At 47.4% G+C, this 17,196-nt stretch carries 19 protein-coding genes; 2 read left to right on the top strand and 17 right to left on the bottom strand.

Annotated elements, in window-relative coordinates; translation table 11 throughout:
• Positions 1-2: 2 nt before the first annotated feature.
• The 10 genes from SPTER_RS03060 to SPTER_RS03020 all read right to left on the bottom strand — a co-directional run bounded on the left by SPTER_RS03060 (position 3) and on the right by SPTER_RS03020 (position 7,452).
• Positions 3-758 (bottom strand): class I SAM-dependent methyltransferase, encoded by a 756-nt coding sequence (locus SPTER_RS03060; protein ID WP_170233127.1) that lies wholly within the window; start codon positions 756-758, stop codon positions 3-5.
• A gap of 109 nt (positions 759-867) precedes the next feature.
• Positions 868-2,172: an MFS transporter gene (locus tag SPTER_RS03055; RefSeq protein WP_211367422.1), complete on the bottom strand. Its 1,305-nt coding sequence runs from the start codon at positions 2,170-2,172 to the stop codon at positions 868-870.
• 298 nt (positions 2,173-2,470) lie between these two features.
• Positions 2,471-3,097 (bottom strand): DJ-1/PfpI family protein, encoded by a 627-nt coding sequence (locus SPTER_RS03050; protein WP_144349000.1) that lies wholly within the window; start codon positions 3,095-3,097, stop codon positions 2,471-2,473.
• A 109-nt stretch (positions 3,098-3,206) separates the two neighbouring features.
• The gene (locus SPTER_RS03045; RefSeq protein ID WP_144348999.1) at positions 3,207-4,232 is read right to left on the bottom strand and encodes an ABC transporter substrate-binding protein; all 1,026 of its coding nucleotides are present in this window, start codon (positions 4,230-4,232) and stop codon (positions 3,207-3,209) included.
• A gap of 338 nt (positions 4,233-4,570) precedes the next feature.
• Positions 4,571-4,897, bottom strand: a complete 327-nt coding sequence (locus SPTER_RS03040) for an HIT family protein (protein WP_170233126.1) — start codon at positions 4,895-4,897, stop codon at positions 4,571-4,573.
• Positions 4,894-5,055 (bottom strand): hypothetical protein, encoded by a 162-nt coding sequence (locus SPTER_RS24520; protein WP_170233125.1) that lies wholly within the window; start codon positions 5,053-5,055, stop codon positions 4,894-4,896. Before SPTER_RS24520 ends, SPTER_RS03040 begins: the two co-directional genes overlap by 4 nt.
• 25 nt (positions 5,056-5,080) lie before the next feature.
• On the bottom strand, positions 5,081-5,215 hold the full coding sequence (locus tag SPTER_RS25570) for a hypothetical protein (protein ID WP_281289493.1): 135 nt from the start codon (positions 5,213-5,215) through the stop codon (positions 5,081-5,083).
• A 512-nt stretch (positions 5,216-5,727) separates the two neighbouring features.
• Positions 5,728-6,387, bottom strand: a complete 660-nt coding sequence (locus tag SPTER_RS03030; protein WP_144348997.1) for an HAD family hydrolase — start codon at positions 6,385-6,387, stop codon at positions 5,728-5,730.
• A gap of 256 nt (positions 6,388-6,643) precedes the next feature.
• Positions 6,644-7,198 (bottom strand): AAA family ATPase, encoded by a 555-nt coding sequence (locus tag SPTER_RS03025; RefSeq protein WP_211367420.1) that lies wholly within the window; start codon positions 7,196-7,198, stop codon positions 6,644-6,646.
• Complete coding sequence (locus SPTER_RS03020; protein WP_144348995.1) at positions 7,189-7,452, bottom strand: hypothetical protein; 264 nt, start codon at positions 7,450-7,452, stop codon at positions 7,189-7,191. Before SPTER_RS03020 ends, SPTER_RS03025 begins: the two co-directional genes overlap by 10 nt.
• Before the next feature lie 374 nt (positions 7,453-7,826).
• Here SPTER_RS03020 and SPTER_RS03015 point away from each other — a divergent pair, with 374 nt between their 5' ends.
• A complete protein-coding gene (locus tag SPTER_RS03015; RefSeq protein WP_144348994.1) occupies positions 7,827-8,408 on the top strand; it encodes a DJ-1/PfpI family protein in 582 nt (193 codons plus the stop codon).
• Between the two features lie 123 nt (positions 8,409-8,531).
• Here SPTER_RS03015 and SPTER_RS03010 read toward each other — a convergent pair whose 3' ends face one another.
• The 5 genes from SPTER_RS03010 to SPTER_RS02990 all read right to left on the bottom strand — a co-directional run bounded on the left by SPTER_RS03010 (position 8,532) and on the right by SPTER_RS02990 (position 12,847).
• Positions 8,532-9,077 (bottom strand): pyruvate kinase alpha/beta domain-containing protein, encoded by a 546-nt coding sequence (locus SPTER_RS03010; protein ID WP_246105456.1) that lies wholly within the window; start codon positions 9,075-9,077, stop codon positions 8,532-8,534.
• Positions 9,078-9,156: 79 nt separating this feature from the next.
• On the bottom strand, positions 9,157-9,972 hold the full coding sequence (locus SPTER_RS03005; protein ID WP_170233124.1) for a class I SAM-dependent methyltransferase: 816 nt from the start codon (positions 9,970-9,972) through the stop codon (positions 9,157-9,159).
• A 196-nt stretch (positions 9,973-10,168) separates the two neighbouring features.
• Positions 10,169-10,735, bottom strand: coding sequence for a nitroreductase family protein (locus tag SPTER_RS03000; protein ID WP_144348992.1), 567 nt, complete (start codon positions 10,733-10,735; stop codon positions 10,169-10,171).
• Between the two features lie 117 nt (positions 10,736-10,852).
• Entirely contained in the window at positions 10,853-11,599 is a 747-nt protein-coding gene (locus SPTER_RS02995; protein ID WP_144348991.1) for an MBL fold metallo-hydrolase, read from the bottom strand.
• 300 nt (positions 11,600-11,899) lie between these two features.
• Positions 11,900-12,847 carry a hydrogenase small subunit gene (locus SPTER_RS02990; protein WP_144348990.1) on the bottom strand — a complete coding sequence of 316 codons (948 nt, stop codon included), beginning with the start codon at positions 12,845-12,847 and terminating at the stop codon, positions 11,900-11,902.
• Between the two features lie 491 nt (positions 12,848-13,338).
• Between SPTER_RS02990 and SPTER_RS02985 the strand changes: the two genes are divergently transcribed.
• Complete coding sequence (locus tag SPTER_RS02985; RefSeq protein WP_144348989.1) at positions 13,339-14,016, top strand: TorD/DmsD family molecular chaperone; 678 nt, start codon at positions 13,339-13,341, stop codon at positions 14,014-14,016.
• A gap of 25 nt (positions 14,017-14,041) precedes the next feature.
• On the opposite strand, the gene SPTER_RS02980 is transcribed toward SPTER_RS02985, so the two are convergent.
• Entirely contained in the window at positions 14,042-14,617 is a 576-nt protein-coding gene (locus SPTER_RS02980; protein WP_144348988.1) for a DMSO/selenate family reductase complex B subunit, read from the bottom strand.
• 18 nt (positions 14,618-14,635) lie between these two features.
• Positions 14,636-17,017 carry a DMSO/selenate family reductase complex A subunit gene (locus SPTER_RS02975; RefSeq protein WP_246105455.1) on the bottom strand — a complete coding sequence of 794 codons (2,382 nt, stop codon included), beginning with the start codon at positions 17,015-17,017 and terminating at the stop codon, positions 14,636-14,638.
• Between the last annotated feature and the right edge of the window lie 179 nt (positions 17,018-17,196).

The raw sequence follows: 17,196 nt of genomic DNA, 5'->3' as shown, positions 1-17,196 counted from the left end.
ATTTACACCTCCCCCACATAGCTATACGCATGATTACGGAATCGTATTTGCCCGTCTTGGCTATATTTTGCAAATAGCGCCGTCAAACCATCAATGAATGCTGGAAATTTCTCATCTTTTTCAGAAGGAGCGTATGACGTTGACAGGGAAGCACCAATAAACTGTTCCAATGACACTGTATTGCCTGTTTTAAAGATTTTGGCATCATATTTGCCTTCGCGAAAAAATGTGCGATATGCAGCGGGATTTTTCCCATTGCCGTTGCTGCCATCTTGCCAGGAATCAGGAAATAGCTTTCTGCGTAATGCGCCATATTCTTGGGCAAAGTCATTTTCCTCATCACGATTCCATACTAAAATAACTTTGCCATGCGGCTTAAGTATGCGCTGGAACTCATTTTTTGCCTTTTCCGCATCGAACCAGTGAAAAGCCTGGGCTACCGTAACGAAATCAACACTGTGGCCTGGCAGGGAAGTTTCCTCGGCGCTGCCGTCAACAGCCACAAAATTTTTATAGCCACGGCAATATTCCACACAGGCCGCCCTCATATCCGGATTAGGCTCAACTGCATAGATTGTTTTCACTTTGCCGGCCAGCAATTTGGTGAAAATCCCGGTCCCGGCGCCCACATCAGCGACAATAGAAGCCGGGGACACACCGACCCCATTAATAAGATACTCAATAAATTCATTAGGGTATTGCGGGCGGTACTTCACATAATAATTAACTTTATCAGAAAATATTTTTTTACTGTCCATTGCTAATCCTCCAAATCTTAAAGAGTGCATCCGAACTTACCGAATGCCGATTCTGGTTAACCGGCCAGTCGTTACAATCATTACAGCGCTTTTGCAGTTGTATATTCATCTATATTTTCTCGCCGGAAACTCTGTTACAGGACGTAGGGACAATCACATTTTGTTCATCTATTTTATTATTAGTTTTGGTATGTTTTTCTATGTCCTGCAGCCGGCAAAAAAACAGTATTGCCCCGGCAACACAAACCGCCCCGCCCGTACTAACGGTTGCCGCTGCGCCGATGTAGCTCGCCATGATGCCGGCCAGCAAATTGCCAAAGGGAGTCATCCCGAACGACATGGAATACAGGCTCATAACGCGACCGCGTTTATCTTCATCCACCAGGGATTGCATTAATGTACTGGAGGCTGCAATATGAACAATCGACCCCAGGCCAATAAAAAAGAGCATCAGCAGCCCGATCAGCAACCAATTTGTCTGCGAAAACACGATCAATGTAATTCCCAGCAGAACAACCGCCCACGGAATCACTCGCTCCAGGCCCTGCGGATCAGGCCGGGAGGCCATGAATGTCGCCCCGCAAATCGCTCCCAAGCCGGTAGCCCCCATCAGGAGCCCCAATGTGTACGAATCGCCCGCAAATATATCCTGAGCAAAAATCGGCATTAGCGTGACATACACCGTACCGGCCAGATTGACCACCCCCAGGAGCAGCACCGTATAACAAATCGGTGGAAAATGGTAGGCATACAGATAGCCTTCATGCATCTCCCGCAACGGCGAATTGTTTTCCTTTTCCCGTTTAACCGGTTCCTGAACGCGCATAGACAGCAAAGCCGCCAGCACAGGAATGAAACTGGCCGCATTTAGCAGAAAACATGCACCCTCACCCACTAGGGCAATTAATATGCCGGCTATCGACGGGCCGACCAGTTTTGAGACACTAAGAATAATAGAGTTCAAGGCGATAGCGTTAGGCAAATCATCCTTGTCTTCAACCAAATCGACAACAAATGCCTGTCTGGCGGTCAAATCAAAGCCATTAATACAGCCTAATACGAAACCTAACCCTAACAAGTGCCAAACCTCTATGTTGCCGGTTATCACTAAAGCCGCCAGCAATACTGCCTGCAGCATCGCTAACGACTGGGTAATGATAATAACTTTGTGCCTGTTAAAACGGTCAGCAACTACACCGGCCACAGGCCCCAATAATAAACCTGGCACTGAATTAAAAAAATTAAATGAGCCCAGCATAAAAGCGGATTCTGTCAACCTGTAGACCAGCCAGTTCATGGCAATCGTTTGCATCCAGGTACCAATTGTAGACACAGCTTGCCCGCTGAAAAACAAACGATAATTGCGATACCGCAAGGCTCTCAGCATAAACTTCACATTGATAGGTGTTTTCAAGCTTATTCCGGCACCCCTTCCACCGACTAGTCAGAGGCCGCAGCTGGCAGCGGCCCCTACAATCCTCTTACTCTATGCACAGCAAAAACAAAAAAGGCTTAGGACAATATTCCTAAGCCTTCAGTCTATTCCTGATCAGCAGCGGGATAACAAACTGGTAAAACTAATATTTTTAATGTTATCACATGACAAATATAATGTCAATTAGTTGATCGCGCAACTATTATTCCATGACAAATTAAAGAGGCTGCGAATAGAAAACTGCAGCCTCATAAGTAACACTGTAATCCATAAAGCTTCAACCGTTCGCGTATTGCTGTGTTTCAATATCAATATCGTATTCCATACGCCTTGCCGTTAGCTGCGCAATTTCCGGACTTAAAAGCCGCCGGACAACATGAAACGCCATATTAATTCCTGCTGAAATACCCCCTGATGTAATTATATTCCCTTCATCAACATACTTTATGTTTCTTTTAACTATTACTTCCGGGAATTCGTTTTCTAACCGGTCATAACTGGCCCAATGTGTTGTGGCCCTTTTCCCTTGCAGCAAGCCGGCTTGCGCCAATAGAAGGGCGCCGGTGCAGACGGAGGTCATCAATTGTACTGCTGCTGACCGTTGCCTAATCCACGCTATGACTGCCTGGTTATTGATTTGCCGGTTACGGGCGCCGGGACCACCGGGGATAACCAGGATATCATAATATGGCGCGTTATCAAAGCCGTAATCAGGCTGAACCTTTAAGCCATTGCGGGCAACTATTAGATTCCCGGTTTCAGAAATCGTATCGACAATAAAAGGTTTACGATCATTTTCAGAGTACGCCGTCACGGAAAACACTTCGAAGGGCCCTGCAAAATCAAGTACTTCGACTTCATCAAAAAGTAATATTCCGACTTTCCATTGCCGAATATCGCTCATTGTTTCACGCTCCACTTATCACTCATTTACAACTTTTTTATACAAACGCCGCCAACCAGCAATTATACTATTACAGGGTATGCCGCAATACTAAGCCAAGCCAGTAATGTCAATCCTTAGGCGCGAACTCATTGGTGTAAATATCGGTTGCTTTTATCGCCCCCGGCTGCCACAGGCCGATATCCTCCGACATTTTGATCCACAAATCCATGTAAACGGGGTCAATACTGCCGCGTTCCTCATACCGGAAAACACTTACATGCTCCTGATTGTCAACTTTCAGCTTTTTAGCCATAATGGCAGTGGCCTCCTGTTGGTTGGCATTAATCCATTTGTGCGATTTTTGCAATGCCCGGCAGAATGCCCTGACAATATCCGGATGCTCGGCAATAAACTTTTCGCTAAACCCGCGGACCGACAGGCCGGCACCCGGAGTTTTCACAATATCGTAACTGGTGGCCACCTGGCGAATGCCCGGCTGTTGTACCGTGATGCCGGAAAATGGCGGATGTGAGGTCGTCATGTCCACCAGTCCCTGCCTTAAAGCCTGCTCCTGCTGGCCCGGATTAGGCAACTTCACCCACTCCACATTCAGCGGCAGATTATGTTGTTGCAGGTACAGCTTTAAATAGCCGTCCTGGCAAACCGAAGAAGAACTGCTTTGGGATACTTTTTTGCCGACGATATCATCCAGGGTCTTGATCGGACTGTCCTCCCTGACCAGATACCGGACATGGGGGAATTCCGGGTCGTCAATCATGCCGGGGGCAACGGCTTTTACCTTAACCCCGGCCATAATTGCCTGCGCTACAACAAATGGATGCGCATTGATAAAGGCGTCGTTAATCCCCTGGGCGATGGTTTGCAGCTCTGTGGCGCCGCCCTTCAGCACGCCGGTAAATATAATCTCGATACCTTCCTCCCGGAAAATTCCGACTTCATTGCCAATTACTACTTCGCCGTTCGCGGTCCCGTCGCCTGCCACCCTAATGGGGAAAAGCTTCTTAGTATCTCCCGCTGCCGCAGCTGTTTGTTCAGCATGGCCTCCACTATGGTTGCTGCTGCCACACCCGGTAAAGGCAATTGCAATTGCAATAAACAACAATAATAGTGTTAAAACTATTCCTCTTTTCATATGTACCCTCCATTTTTTATAATTGCTTTAATATTACTTTCCAGCCTTTATTTGCAGTCTTGTTTAAGCCTCCTTCCTTTCCCGGCTGCTGGCAATCAAAAAAATAAACAGCCGGAAACCTTAATTGTGTCTCCGGCTGTTTACCAGTCAACTCAATATGTCAAATCGCTATTGTTGTGTTCCAGGTACTGGTTTCAACAGACGCGAATTTTCATCTGTCTTCTCATCGCCAGCGGCTTATTTGTCAAGCCTTATGACAAATCCGGTTTTATCACCGCGCCTAAATCCCGCTTGTTCATAAAAGTTCATCAGTGTCCTACGGTACAAATGAAAAGAATTCATTTAAAAACAGCTTTAATTTGATATTTTATAGATAGTTCTTTCATTTCCGCTACAAGAATTTGCTGTATTTGCAATAATTCATTATCGCTCAAAATAACAGAATCTAGAATAGTCCGTTCTATGTTCCATATGGCTTTGTCAGGGCAAGGGTCAGTTCCATAACGCGGAATAATATGCCAATGCACATGAGAACACGAGTTCCCCAAAGATTCACAGTTGATTTTTTCAGCTTTAAAAACATTATATACTGCTTCAGAAACAATAGTCATTTCAAGTAAAAATGTCTGCCTAAATTCTTTAGGTATTAAGTGAAGTTCGTTCACATGCAATTTGCTGACAAAAAACGTGTATAGCCTTTAAAATATTGCCATCTATTGCTTAAAAAAACAAATCCAGTATCCAATTCTGCAATATAATATTTTTTTTCAGCATCATCTATTCTTGATATCCAGTTACACACATAACAATCTTGAATTTTCATCCGATTCCTCCCTTCTGAAAACTGGTTATAATCTGATTACAAATCCTGTTTTTTCTCCTCGAATAAATCCTGCCTTTTCGTAAAACCTTAATATAGCTTCATCTTTTCTGCTCGTCATCAGCATTGCCTTATAACGAACTTCCCTTACTTCTTTATGCATCTTCAATCCTCATTTCCACAGAAAATAAAATGCAAAGGCTGCATTCCGCAACTTCGGAATGCAGCCTCTAGTTAATTGACTAGTCAGTTGCTCACAGTTCTAATCAAATTCTATTCTATATGGAAATATTCGTCAATACTTTTTTTCCTTATGCGTTCTTCTTAATCACCGGTATCCAAACTTCGGAACGATAATAGTCCGGACTATGAATATTCCCCTCCTAGTAGACCTCAATATCCGGTCCGTTGCCTCGCTCATAGCTGCCTGCCGGAAAAAACTCGGTATAAAGCCGTTTGAGAAGCTCCTATATCGCATTTCGTTCCAATTGAGCCTCATTGAGCGTACAAACCTTTTTCCCCTGTTTAATGGAAGCAATGATATCCAGCACACCTTTGCGAATAGAGCGAAAAGGTTTCCAGCAAGTGCTTGCAAATTGATGTTAGTCAAACTAGTACCTCTCTGTTATTGTTATCCTATTCATCTGTACAAAATCATCTGCGGCTTACTTCCACTCAGTAAAATACTTCCGCCAGAAACGCCCTTACATCATATAAATTAAGCAGTTGTTTATAGAGCAACACTTTAATTTCCTCTTCCGGCTGCTTCATATCAGGGACCATGATTGGCAGCATCCCTGCTGCGTGGGCCGCTAAGATGCCTGCTTCCGAATCTTCCAGTACCAGACATTTTTCCGGACTGCAGCCCAGTTGCCCGGCTACTTTTAAAAATATTTCCGGATGCGGCTTGGATTCTTTTATTTCGTCACCGCACAGCACACAATCAAAGCAGCCTATGACTCCGGCTTTCGCTAACAGTTCCAGAGCCCTTTCCCGGCTCGTGGAGGTGGCCACAGCCTTTTTTACTTTGGTCTTGTTCAAATAATCCAGTAGTTCATAAAGGCCGTCTTTAATCGGAACACCGGTTTCTTTAGCATGGCTTCTTAAATTACGCAGCTCCTCCTTAACACGTTCATAAGGAAAGGCTTCACCAAAATGTTGCAGGTATATTGCTCTTGTCCGCTGGGCGTTCGATCCAATAGTTCGTTTATAAATAACATCGTCAACCTCGTACCCACAGCAGGCAGCCGCCTCCTGCCAAGCAATAAACGCTGGCCTTTCCGTATCAAACATTAATCCGTCCATGTCAAAAATAATTAATTCTATCTCTTTCATCTAAAAATCCCTTCCACTCCACTATTTACATATCAATGCTGCTTTTGTAGGCACCCTCTTTTCGGCAAGCAAGTTGGACAAAAGCATTCTCCGCAGCCAGCCATTGAACCTAAATCCATTGATTCAAATGCTGTGTAACTATACTCTGATAATTTTGTCGGAATTTTTTAGTTAGAATATCCATCCATATCACATCATAGCACTCTTCACCAATAATACGCCTTTCCCTGCCGCCTCCAAGCTCTTTTAATCCAGCCTAGGGAACATTTGTGCAAGTATGTATGGCCGCTGCCCGTTCTTCCACAGACAGATCACCTTCCAGACGCAATACTTTGCAAGGCAGCGCCGCCAGCCATTGTTCATGCAGCATTTTACTGCGCATATTCAAGCCACCCTCATCATAACCGGCAGCCCATTCCAGGAAAGCGTTTGCAGCAGCATGCCGCTTGCCGTTCGCTTTGACTGCTGCCGCCCCATACCGCTGTATTTCGCGTTTAAGGAGTCTTTCCATACGCAGATCTTTTGGAATCCACAAATAGACCACCAATTCAAATTTCGGAATGAATATATCACCCCAGCCACACAGGGAACCTGATAATATCCACCGGTCCGCACTGTCTAAATCTTTAGCTAAAAATTGCTGCCTGTCTTGCACATCCCGCTTTACTTGAAATGGTGGTTTGGTAGGAAGCCAAAAATAATGATCTGTGTCAAAATGCTGATAACCCAACTGAACGGCAAGAGTCCGCCCCAAGGTAGTGGTCCCTGATCCCGCAGCCCCCAGAATGTGGATCTTTTCTATCACTGGCATAGTTTTTGCACTGCAGCAAAAGCTTTTTTTAAAAACTTTTCCGGTGTTTGCCCGCCCAGCGGAAATTTCCCGTCAACTTTGAGAGCAATTGCGCCGGTGTAGCCTGTTTGTTTAATTTTTTTCATCAATGTACTCCAAGCGATTGTACCCGCACCGGGGATTTGATGGTCAAAGCCGGCAGCCTTTATCAGTTTGAAGCGTTCCTCCATAGAAATTGGGAAACCAAACCACGAAAAATTACTGATTTTATGCATGCGCTCCCCTCCCCGCAAAATCTCTCCCCTGCACAAGCCGCAACTACCGGCGGTGAGTTACTGATTTGCTTATCTTTCCGGGCCGGTTATTTACTTCCGACAAATAAACAAGCTTGTTTTGTCCCACTGTTTTTTGACTTCGCAAACTGAAATCCCGCTTTGCGGAATAACCCCATTTTTGTATTTACGGATAGCCTTCAATATAATTATTGAGTTCCGTCAAGCAAATGTTGACAGATCCTGTCCTGCCGAATATTTACAATAGACAACGTGCTGCTTACATTCCTCCTTGATAACCGTTCAAATACATTTACCAAATAATAGTTTAATGATAATATAAAGCAAAGTATAAATATATTGGGGGATGCGTCGCTATGAAACAAATTTTGTTATTACTGGCTAATGGCTTTGAAGCCTACGAAGCGAGTGTTTTTACTGATGTATTGGATTGGAATATGGTAGAAGGTGACAGATCTACCAAACTGGTAACTTGCGGCCTACGAAAGCAACTGATGTGTACCGGACGTTTAACTGTTATGCCTGAGCTACTGACCGCGGAAGTCGATGTAAATGAATTCGATGCCTTAGCTATTCCGGGAGGATTTGAATCGGCCGGTTTTTATAAAGACGCGTACAGCGATGATTTTTTGTCTATTATTCAAAAATTCAATCTGGCGGAAAAAATTATCGCCGCGATTTGTGTCGGGGCCTTGCCCCTGGGGAAAAGCGGGGTTTTATGCGGGCGGCAGGGTACGACATACCATTTAAACAATGGCTGCCGCCAACAGCAATTAGCCGCTTTTGGTGTTAAGGTTGTTAACCAGCCGCTAGTCATTGATGGTAACATCATCACCTCTTCGTCACCGGCAACAGCCCTGGATGTTGCCTTTACGCTGCTGGAGATGCTTACAACAAAAGAGAATTGCCGTCAAATCAAACATTTAATGGGCTTTTAATTCAATATAAAGAAAGCTGGTACAGACTTTATCGCTGCGCACTTACTGACCAGCTAACCTCCAAGGACTTAAACCAAATACGTTAATATTTACAACTCACGACACTTCTTAACCGTTGTACCCTTACGGTTTGCAAATGATTTCCGCAATATAAGTATCTAAAATACTGGCGGCATGAGCCGGTCGTATCACCACAGCGGTATCAGCCCCCTTGCCTGTACCGCCAATGGCAATAATATCTTCGCCATAGGGGATTAGCCCTGCATCCAGAGCCATGACGGCAATCTCTACAGTAACCTTAACCCCCTGGCCAAAAATTTTAAGGGTATTCGCTATAATCTCTACCGGATAAATCCCGCCGAATTTTCGGCTGATTCCCCGCTCCGCCCCGGATAAGACATGGCTGGTTGTCAGTATGTTTATATTATTTTCTGCCAATAGCGCGCGCTGTTCCTGCGTCAGTTCATTAACTCCCGGCTCCTTAAAACCATTGGCATGGGTAACACACACCACATTTTCAACCTGGCCGGCAAACAATTCGGCTGTTTTACCACTGTTGGATGCCACTACTATTGACTTAATGCCATACTCTTTTGCTTTGCGCACTGCTAATTCCACCGTTTTGGCTGTATGAACAGCACCTGCAGATTTCCAATACAATCCTATCATCTCCATATTATAAATTTTCTTTTATTCTTACAGTTACCGCGTTGGCAATATAAAGCAAACTCTTACCAGTTTTCGTTTTTCACTTTTTCTCAGCTACTGCAAATATCGTGAAGCCGCTAAATGTTATGCCGTCTTTATGCCGTTGCTTTTCAAGCTCGAACTCAATATCCGCTTTGGCTTGATCCCGTAACGATTTGGGAACATGGTTCAGGAAATTGCCGAAGGAGCTGGCCTCACTGAATCTGATAACAGCCCTGGCTGTTGGATAACGCCGCTTGATCTCCTTGATCTCGATATCTTTAACCGTTAAACCGGCTCCTGCCAACAGTTGTATCAGTTCAGTGGTAGTCAAACCATGCTGATTCTGAGTACTATCCTCCAGCCGGACCAGCTTATTATAGGGCTCCCGTTTCAGGACGTTATCCGTAATTAATCTCACGCCCGTAAAACTGCTAAGTTCCTTGGCGCCTGTTGTAATACCAACCCTGCCTCCCGGCTTAAGGACCCTGAATATCTCCTGCAAGGCGACTTCTTTATTAAGTACCCAATGAAATACCGCATTCAGGTACACTACATCGCAACTATTATCTGGTATAGAGCTGAGATCTTCAGCATTGCCAAGCTTGAATATGGCGTTAGCATGTTCGTTTTTCCCATTGGCAATCTTAATACGCTCTTCCAAAGGGTCGATACCGACAAAATTGCCGGCCTGACCAATGAGGGAAATGACATGCCTGCCCAACCGGCCAGTGCCGCTGCCGATATCCAGGACCGAATCGCCCGGTTTCACCGCCAGTTTCTGAATCAATATCGATCCGTTATTGAATTGGGTATTGCTGACCTCGTCATAGGTACTTGCTAAATTCTCATTATCCAGTGTCAGATGAACGGCCACAATGAACACTCCTTTATTGTATTATTTTGCCAACAGCATGTAAAAACCTTCAGCCCAATGCTAAGTGAACGCAAATCTGGCTAAAAGGGGGTAAAAACGCCTTTTTACTGTCCGATTATTAATCAGCCAAAATTAAAAGACTGCATTCCAAGCTATGGAATACAGCCTCTAGTTATCGACTAGTCAGCCTCCGGCACTATATGAGTATATCTTTCAATTTTCGTTTCGGCACATGATGAACCTGGTTTTCATCCCGCCAGTATTTGATATCGCCATTGGCCTCGATTTCCTCAATAACGACCTTTTCTTTCGGTTTCCCCAGGGCAATCACCAGCAATATCTCAAAATTGTCGGCTAGGTTTAGTGCCGCCTGCAATTGGGCGTGCTTAATATTGCCAAGCATACACCCGCCCAGCCCGATTTCCGTCGCCCCGAGTAAAATGGTCTGAGCAGCAATCCCGGCATCGAAGCTGTTCCCCATCTTATAGCCTTTATCCTGAACAATGATAATATAGGCTGCCGGCCTTTCGCCGGCAACAGGGCCTGACCAATCTTTTAAATAAGCAGCCCAGCCTAAAGTGGCAAAGATCTGCCCGTTAAGGGGTTGCTCACAAGCAATATAATATTTAAGCGCCTGTTTATTGGCACCGGCGGGAACCAGCCTGGCATAATCCACAAGCGTGAGCAAGGTTTCTCTCGTGACTGCCTCCTGTTCAAAAAAACGCCGGTAACTGCGGTTTGCTTTTACAATATCACTAAACATCAATAAGCCTCCCAGATTTATTTTTTGTATCCATGCCACTGTCCGTTTTTCAACAGACAGATTACGCTTCCAGGCGTAATACCCAAGCAATTACTCCCTATATCCTATACTGCATGCTTACTGCAATTCGGCAATAAGCTCAGCAATACGGGCCGAGGCTCGGGGCCCGTATAATCCTCCGTGATAGCAGATGACATACTCAATATCATACGCCGGCAAATTACGCAGTGATTGCAGCGCTGTCCTCATATCGGCCGTATGTTCCGGGGCCGGCCCTACTAAAATTCCGTTCTGAATCCGCAATTGATCCCCGGCGATAAGCAGGCGATGCTGTTGCAAATACAGGCAAATATGCCCGGGAGTATGGCCTGGTGTATGTATCACTTGTACATTATCATGAAATGACAGTGCAGCTTGAGCCGCAAGCGTTTGATGTACGTGAGCAGTAGGAAGGTTTGCAAACAAATCAGCGGCCTGTTCACGTACATTTTCCGGCAGCGCTTGCAGCCTGGCCTGTATTCGCTCCGGGGTCATCTTGATGTAAGGGAGGAAACCCTCGATATAGTCACGCTCATTGACATGAGTATATATTTCCACCTTGCTGCCCAAAGCGTTTTGTACGTCCGTTACATTGCCGATATGATCCCAGTCCTGATGGGTAAAAATGATTCGTTTTATGTGGTTAAGGGAAACACCGGTCTGTTCTATTGCCGCAGTCAGTTCTTTAAATTGGCCCGGATAACCGACATCAACGAGAGTGGCGCCGTTATCATCCCACAACAATGTGGGATGTATAGCGACAGATGCTCCAAAGGGATTGCGTTCCAATGTGAGCATTTTGAAATTCAAAGCAGTATGGTTCATCACTCACCCTCCCCACTATACCTTTTATGCCCTTACCTTCATTATGGAAACAGACACTTCATAGCCACTATTTTCTCCTATATACAAATAGCTTACGCCCTAGCTTTATGAATAATTATATCATTTATAGACGTTTAATGATTAGAATCGGGCTATTATTAATTACTGCACTAAAATTTATTTATTAGGTCATTGTGTGCGTTTTTTTCAAACAAGACTCAAGCGAACCGGCCGTGCTCACCGCTATCCTCCATTATTTCTCAAGCAATTATGCCGTACCTGCCAAGGTTGGTCATGCACTCACCCTTGGACGTCAAACCCGCTAATAGGATCATCATCCCAAAAGTCAGCCTCACTACAACCAATACAGGGAGAACCGGCCTGGATGGGATTTGACAGACCTTGCCACCAGCCCAGAGCGGCACAGGAATTGAAAGTCGACGGACCACGGCAGCCTAGCTTATAAAGACACCAACCGGCCTTAGCCCCCTTATCGCCATAGTATTCCGCAAACTGGCCAGCTTCAAAAAAAGACTTGCGCGAACACCCCGCGTGAACGGTCTTACCAAAAAACCGGGTTGGCCTGCCCTGGCTGTCCAGAGCTGGCAATTGACCAAACAAGCTGTAGTGCAGGACAACACCGGCAATAACCTCGGGAATAGGGGGACAGCCCGGAATTTTCACAACAGGTTTGTTGGTTATCACCTGCTGAGTGGCTGCCGCTTGCGTCGGATTAGGGCGAGCTGCCTGAATTCCTCCCCAGACGGCACAGGAGCCAATTGCCAAAACAGCCGCTGCCTGCTTTGCGGCCGCTTTCAGGATTTCCCCATACGGAACGCCGCCAACCGAACAAAAGTATCCCTGATCACCCGCTGGCACCGCTCCTTCGGCAATCAGCAAATAGTTACCGCGAAACTCCCGCATCACCTTCTCCCGGTGATGTTCTAGCTCTACCCCGGACGCAGCGGAAAACAATCCATGGTACTCAAGCCGCATTATGTTTAGAATGGCTTCCGCAGCCGACGGCTCTCCGGCGTTTAGAAACGCTGCCGAACAGCCCGTACACGCCTGCCCATGCAGCCATATTACAGGAACCAGCGGTCGTGTTTCAGCGCGGGCAATCACTTCAGGCAGCATAGAGGGTGACAATCCCAGCATACCGGTCAATGCACAACATACTTTTATAAACTGGCGCCGCGACAGGTTCCGGTTTTGCAACAAATCCCCCAGGGATTGATTATAACTCACGGAATATCCCCCTTACTGTCTGTAGAATAGCAGTACACTCCTCACCTTGTTAAGATAATTTTTGTCTAAGAAAAGCAATTTGACCGGAATTGACAATATTTTGCCTGTCGTGTTACTATTAGAACAATTTATATATGCTGAAGGCAGGCTGGCAGCAACCATGCCGGCTTTGGCAATCTCCTAATTAGCTGATCAGAATAACTAGATGAAGGCTAAGATTACCTGAGGTAATCTTAGCTTTTTCTTATCCTGATAGACATTCATGCCGTTACGGCGGCACCAGCAAAGAATGAAAAATGCTCAGGATAGAAAGTATAACTTTCCCTGGCTAGAGGGCAACATCGGCTTACGCTTTCGCCCAAGGCTCGGCGCAAAGCCGTGTTTTCTTTATTAAAAACCGCATGTAAGCGCAGGGTACATTCAACATGCGACAATACGGGCAACGCACTCCGGGTCCTGGTGCCAGATATTAATTTTCGGGGAGGATATTGATGGATAAAGAACGATTGACCGCATGGCTGCACGAGCGTAAATTTATTTATTGTTTATTAGCCCGCCTGTACAAAGCCAGCCCTGCCACGCAGTTGCTGAAAACTTTATCGGCCAACCGGCTATTGACTAATTTAGTTGAGAATTATGTACAAGAGGAGAATGCCGGGCAATGCGAAGTTTATTCAGCTGTACTACAGCTGCAGGCCGAATTAGACCTTGGTCTTAAAAATCCCGCAGACTATCAGAAAACGCTGCAAGCTGATTTTAACCGTCTGTTTGTCGGTCCCGGACATTTGGCAGCACCACCGTGGGAGTCAGTGTATCGTTCCCGCGAGCGGCTGATATTCGGCGAGCAAACGCTGGCTGTGCGTGCATTCTACCGCAGCTTTGGCCTGGAAAGCAAAAAACGGCACAGTGAGCCTGACGACCATATTAGCTTAGAGTTGGAATTTATGGCTTGGCTTTGTAAACAAGCGGCAAAACCAGATATTAGTACGGAAAAACTGAACTTATACATGTCCGGGCAAACACGTTTTCTGTCCGGACATATATTGGCATGGGCTCCCGCTTTATGCGATGACATAAGCAAAGCAGCTGCATCAAACTTTTTCCGCGGGTTGGCTCTGCTGACAAAGCAATGGCTTAAAACTGACGCTGCCGAACTGAGATTATTGTAAGTACCTTGATCGGGCCATAGTTTTTTTACAAGGCGTCGCGGTGCGGCGCAATAACCAGGGCAGGCTGAGTCTGCCCGCCAGCAGGCAGTCCCTTTGTCTCATTGGCCTTGCCATATTTGCGCTGCAGCACATTCAGCGGGCCGTAATCAAGGGCCCGCAGCGGGCACGCGGCAACGCAGACAGGCGGCTTGCCGGCCGCCAGCTCGTCACGGCAAAAGTCGCATTTCCCCGTCTTTCTCGTTTCCCGGTTGTACTGCGGCGCACCATAGGGGCAGCTTTTTACGCACTTGCGGCAACCCACACATTTTTCCTGATCAATATAGACAATTCCATCGGCTGCCTGTTTTTGAACGGCGCCAACCGGACAGTTTTCCACGCAAACCGGTTGCCCGCAGTGGTTGCAGCTGATTGACGTCCAGAAGGCATACACAGCCGGGATAACTGTTGCCCCCTTTATCTCAAAGCCGCCGCCGGCCGTCTCCGACACCCGCCGGTACAACTGGCCCACTTTCAGGTCATGTTTATCCTTGCAGGCCACCTGGCACGTCTTGCACCCGACACAAAACTTCTGTTCCACATAAAAGGCTATTTGCTTTGCCATGGCTGTATTCTCCCTCCTTTATCCCTTGCTGATCTGCACCAGATTAGTATGGGTGGCATTGCCGAAGGCCAACGGGGTCGGGTGGTATTTAGTCAGCGTGTTTATGCAGCCGCGTCTGTCAACTCCCTGTTCATCCGGGGTCCACCAGGCCCCCTGCGGCACTGAGACCACGCCCGGCATAATCCGCGGCGTAATTTTGACCGGCAGGGAGATTACACCCCGGTCGTTATACACTGTGACCAGCTCACCATTCTGCAAGTCCCGCTGCGCGGCATCCACCGGGCTGACCCAGACTTCCTGCGCACCGGCTTCTTCCATCCAGCCGGTATTGTCGAAAATAGAGTGTACGCGCCGCTTGTAGTGATGGCCGATGCATTGCAGCGGGTATTTGGCGCGCAGGGGATCTTCCGGACCTTCCCAGGCTTTTACATATTTAGGGATAGCCGGAATCTCCTGCAGTTGGTTCATATCCCATAATCGCTGCGAGAATATCTCAATCTTGCCGGACGGTGTGGGGAAAGGGTTGTTCCCGGGATCTTCGATTTGTTTCTGAAAGGCGATGGAGGATTCCGGATACTGCCAGCGATACACGCTTTTTTCTTTAAATTCCTCATACGAGTAGAAGCCCGGATTTTTTTTGGCCGTTTCCTCCACCAGATACCGCAGCCATTGGTCAATTGTTCGGCCTTCAGTGAACTTGTCTTTAAGACCCAGCCGGTCCGCCAGGTCACTGATCCAGTCATACCCGTTGCGGCATTCGAACACGGTATCCACCGCTTTATTCATAAACAGGACATAATCGCCATAGCCCCAGGGCATGACGATATCATCCCGTTCATACATATTGTCGGCCGGCAGAAGAATATCCGCGAATTTGGCACTGGCGGTGAGGAACTGCTCGCTGACGACAAGAAACTCCAGCAGGCTCTCATCCTGCAATAACCTGGCGGTTCCATTGTTGTCCGCATGCTGGTTTACGAGACAATTCCCGCCCAGATTAAACATCAGCTTGAGATTGGCGGACAGCTGCTTTACACCCTTTACGCTGGCCTCCGGCCCCATGCCGGTCCCCCGCTTGATGGCATCCGGCCAGCAAAATACCGAAATCCTGGCCTTGCTGGGATTAGGGACAGGAATCGCAGCAACAAAGTGAGAACGCGCCTGATAGCCGGTTCCCGATGCCCAGCCGCCCTTCACGCCGATATTGCCGGTTAGGGCGGCCAGTACCGTGCCGCTGCGCACCACCTGTTCCCCGTAGGCATGACGCTGCGGCCCATAGCCCTGAATTAACGCCCCCGGACGCTGGGTCGCATATTCCCGCGCCAGTTTTATAATCGTTTCACGCGGTATCCCGGTAACGGCCTCGGCCCACGCCGGGGTCTTTGCTGTTTGATCCTCGCTTTCGCCCAATATATAGCTTTTAAATGACTGACCGGCCGGAATGCCGGGCGGCAGATGCGCCTCGTCAAAGCCTACGCAGTATTTGTCCAAAAAAGCCTGGTCCTGCAGGTTTTCTGTGATGATGACATACGCCATGGCATCTAAAAGCGAGCTATCGGTCGTCGGCCGGATGGGAATCCACTGATCGGCCAGCGCGACCGACGTATCGGAATAGATCGGGTCAATACTGACAATCCGGGCACCGGCTTGTTTGGCTTTTTTCAGATAATAGGCGGTATTCGTGCCGTGAATTGTCTCGCCGGGATTCCAGCCCAGCAAAATGATCAGCTTGGAATGCGCCCAATTATCCCGGCTGCTGCCGGTAGCCGTCGTGCCAAAGGTGTATGGCGTGGCCATCTGCGTCGCTGCCGTGCTGTAGCTGCCATAATAGGAGAGAAACCCGCCATAAAGACCTAACAGCCGGCTCATCCATACCCGTTCGGAGACTCTGCCGGCATTGCCGGGCGCATATTGCATATAGATGGCATCCGGTCCGTATTGGTCCATAATGCGTTTGGTCTGGCCGGCAATAGTGTCCAGCGCTTCATCCCACGTGATCTGTTCAAACTTGCCTTCGCCGCGTTTTCCCACCCGTTTCATCGGATATTTCAGACGCTCGGGGTGATAGAGGCGGTCCCGGTAGGAACGGCAGCGCAAACAACCGCGCAGCTGCGGCGTCTTATCGGTATCAGGAATATCATCCTCTGTTGTAATCCGCACAACCCGGTTGTCCCGGACATGCGCCTGCAGTATGCACCGGCCGCCGCAATTGTGCGAGCCCGATGTGCGGACAATCCTTTCCCGGGCCATCGGTGCCTGCGCGCTTGCCCAGGCACCAAAACTATCCAGTTCAAACAACCCGCTGGCCGCACTAAAGCCAAGGGTTGCTGCGCCCAGCTTCAAAAATCTACGCCGCGAATATTGGGTTTTCCACAAGATATCTGTGTTCATTTCAATCATATCCCTTCTTCCTGTCTTCAGCTGATCCAGGTCAAAAAACCAGGGCACCTTGACGAAAAAGAAAAAGGCCAGAAAATACTTCAACGGAGTATTTTCTGGCCTTCAGCCTCGCTACCAATCAACCAGGAACCATATATTATTCTCGCTATGTACACAGCACATTCAATAGTTATTTAAAT

The organism is Sporomusa termitida, assembly GCF_007641255.1.
Lineage (GTDB): Bacteria > Bacillota > Negativicutes > Sporomusales > Sporomusaceae > Sporomusa > Sporomusa termitida.
The sequence above is the reverse complement of the archived record's forward strand: the minus strand, read 5'-3'. Positions and strand labels throughout refer to the sequence as shown.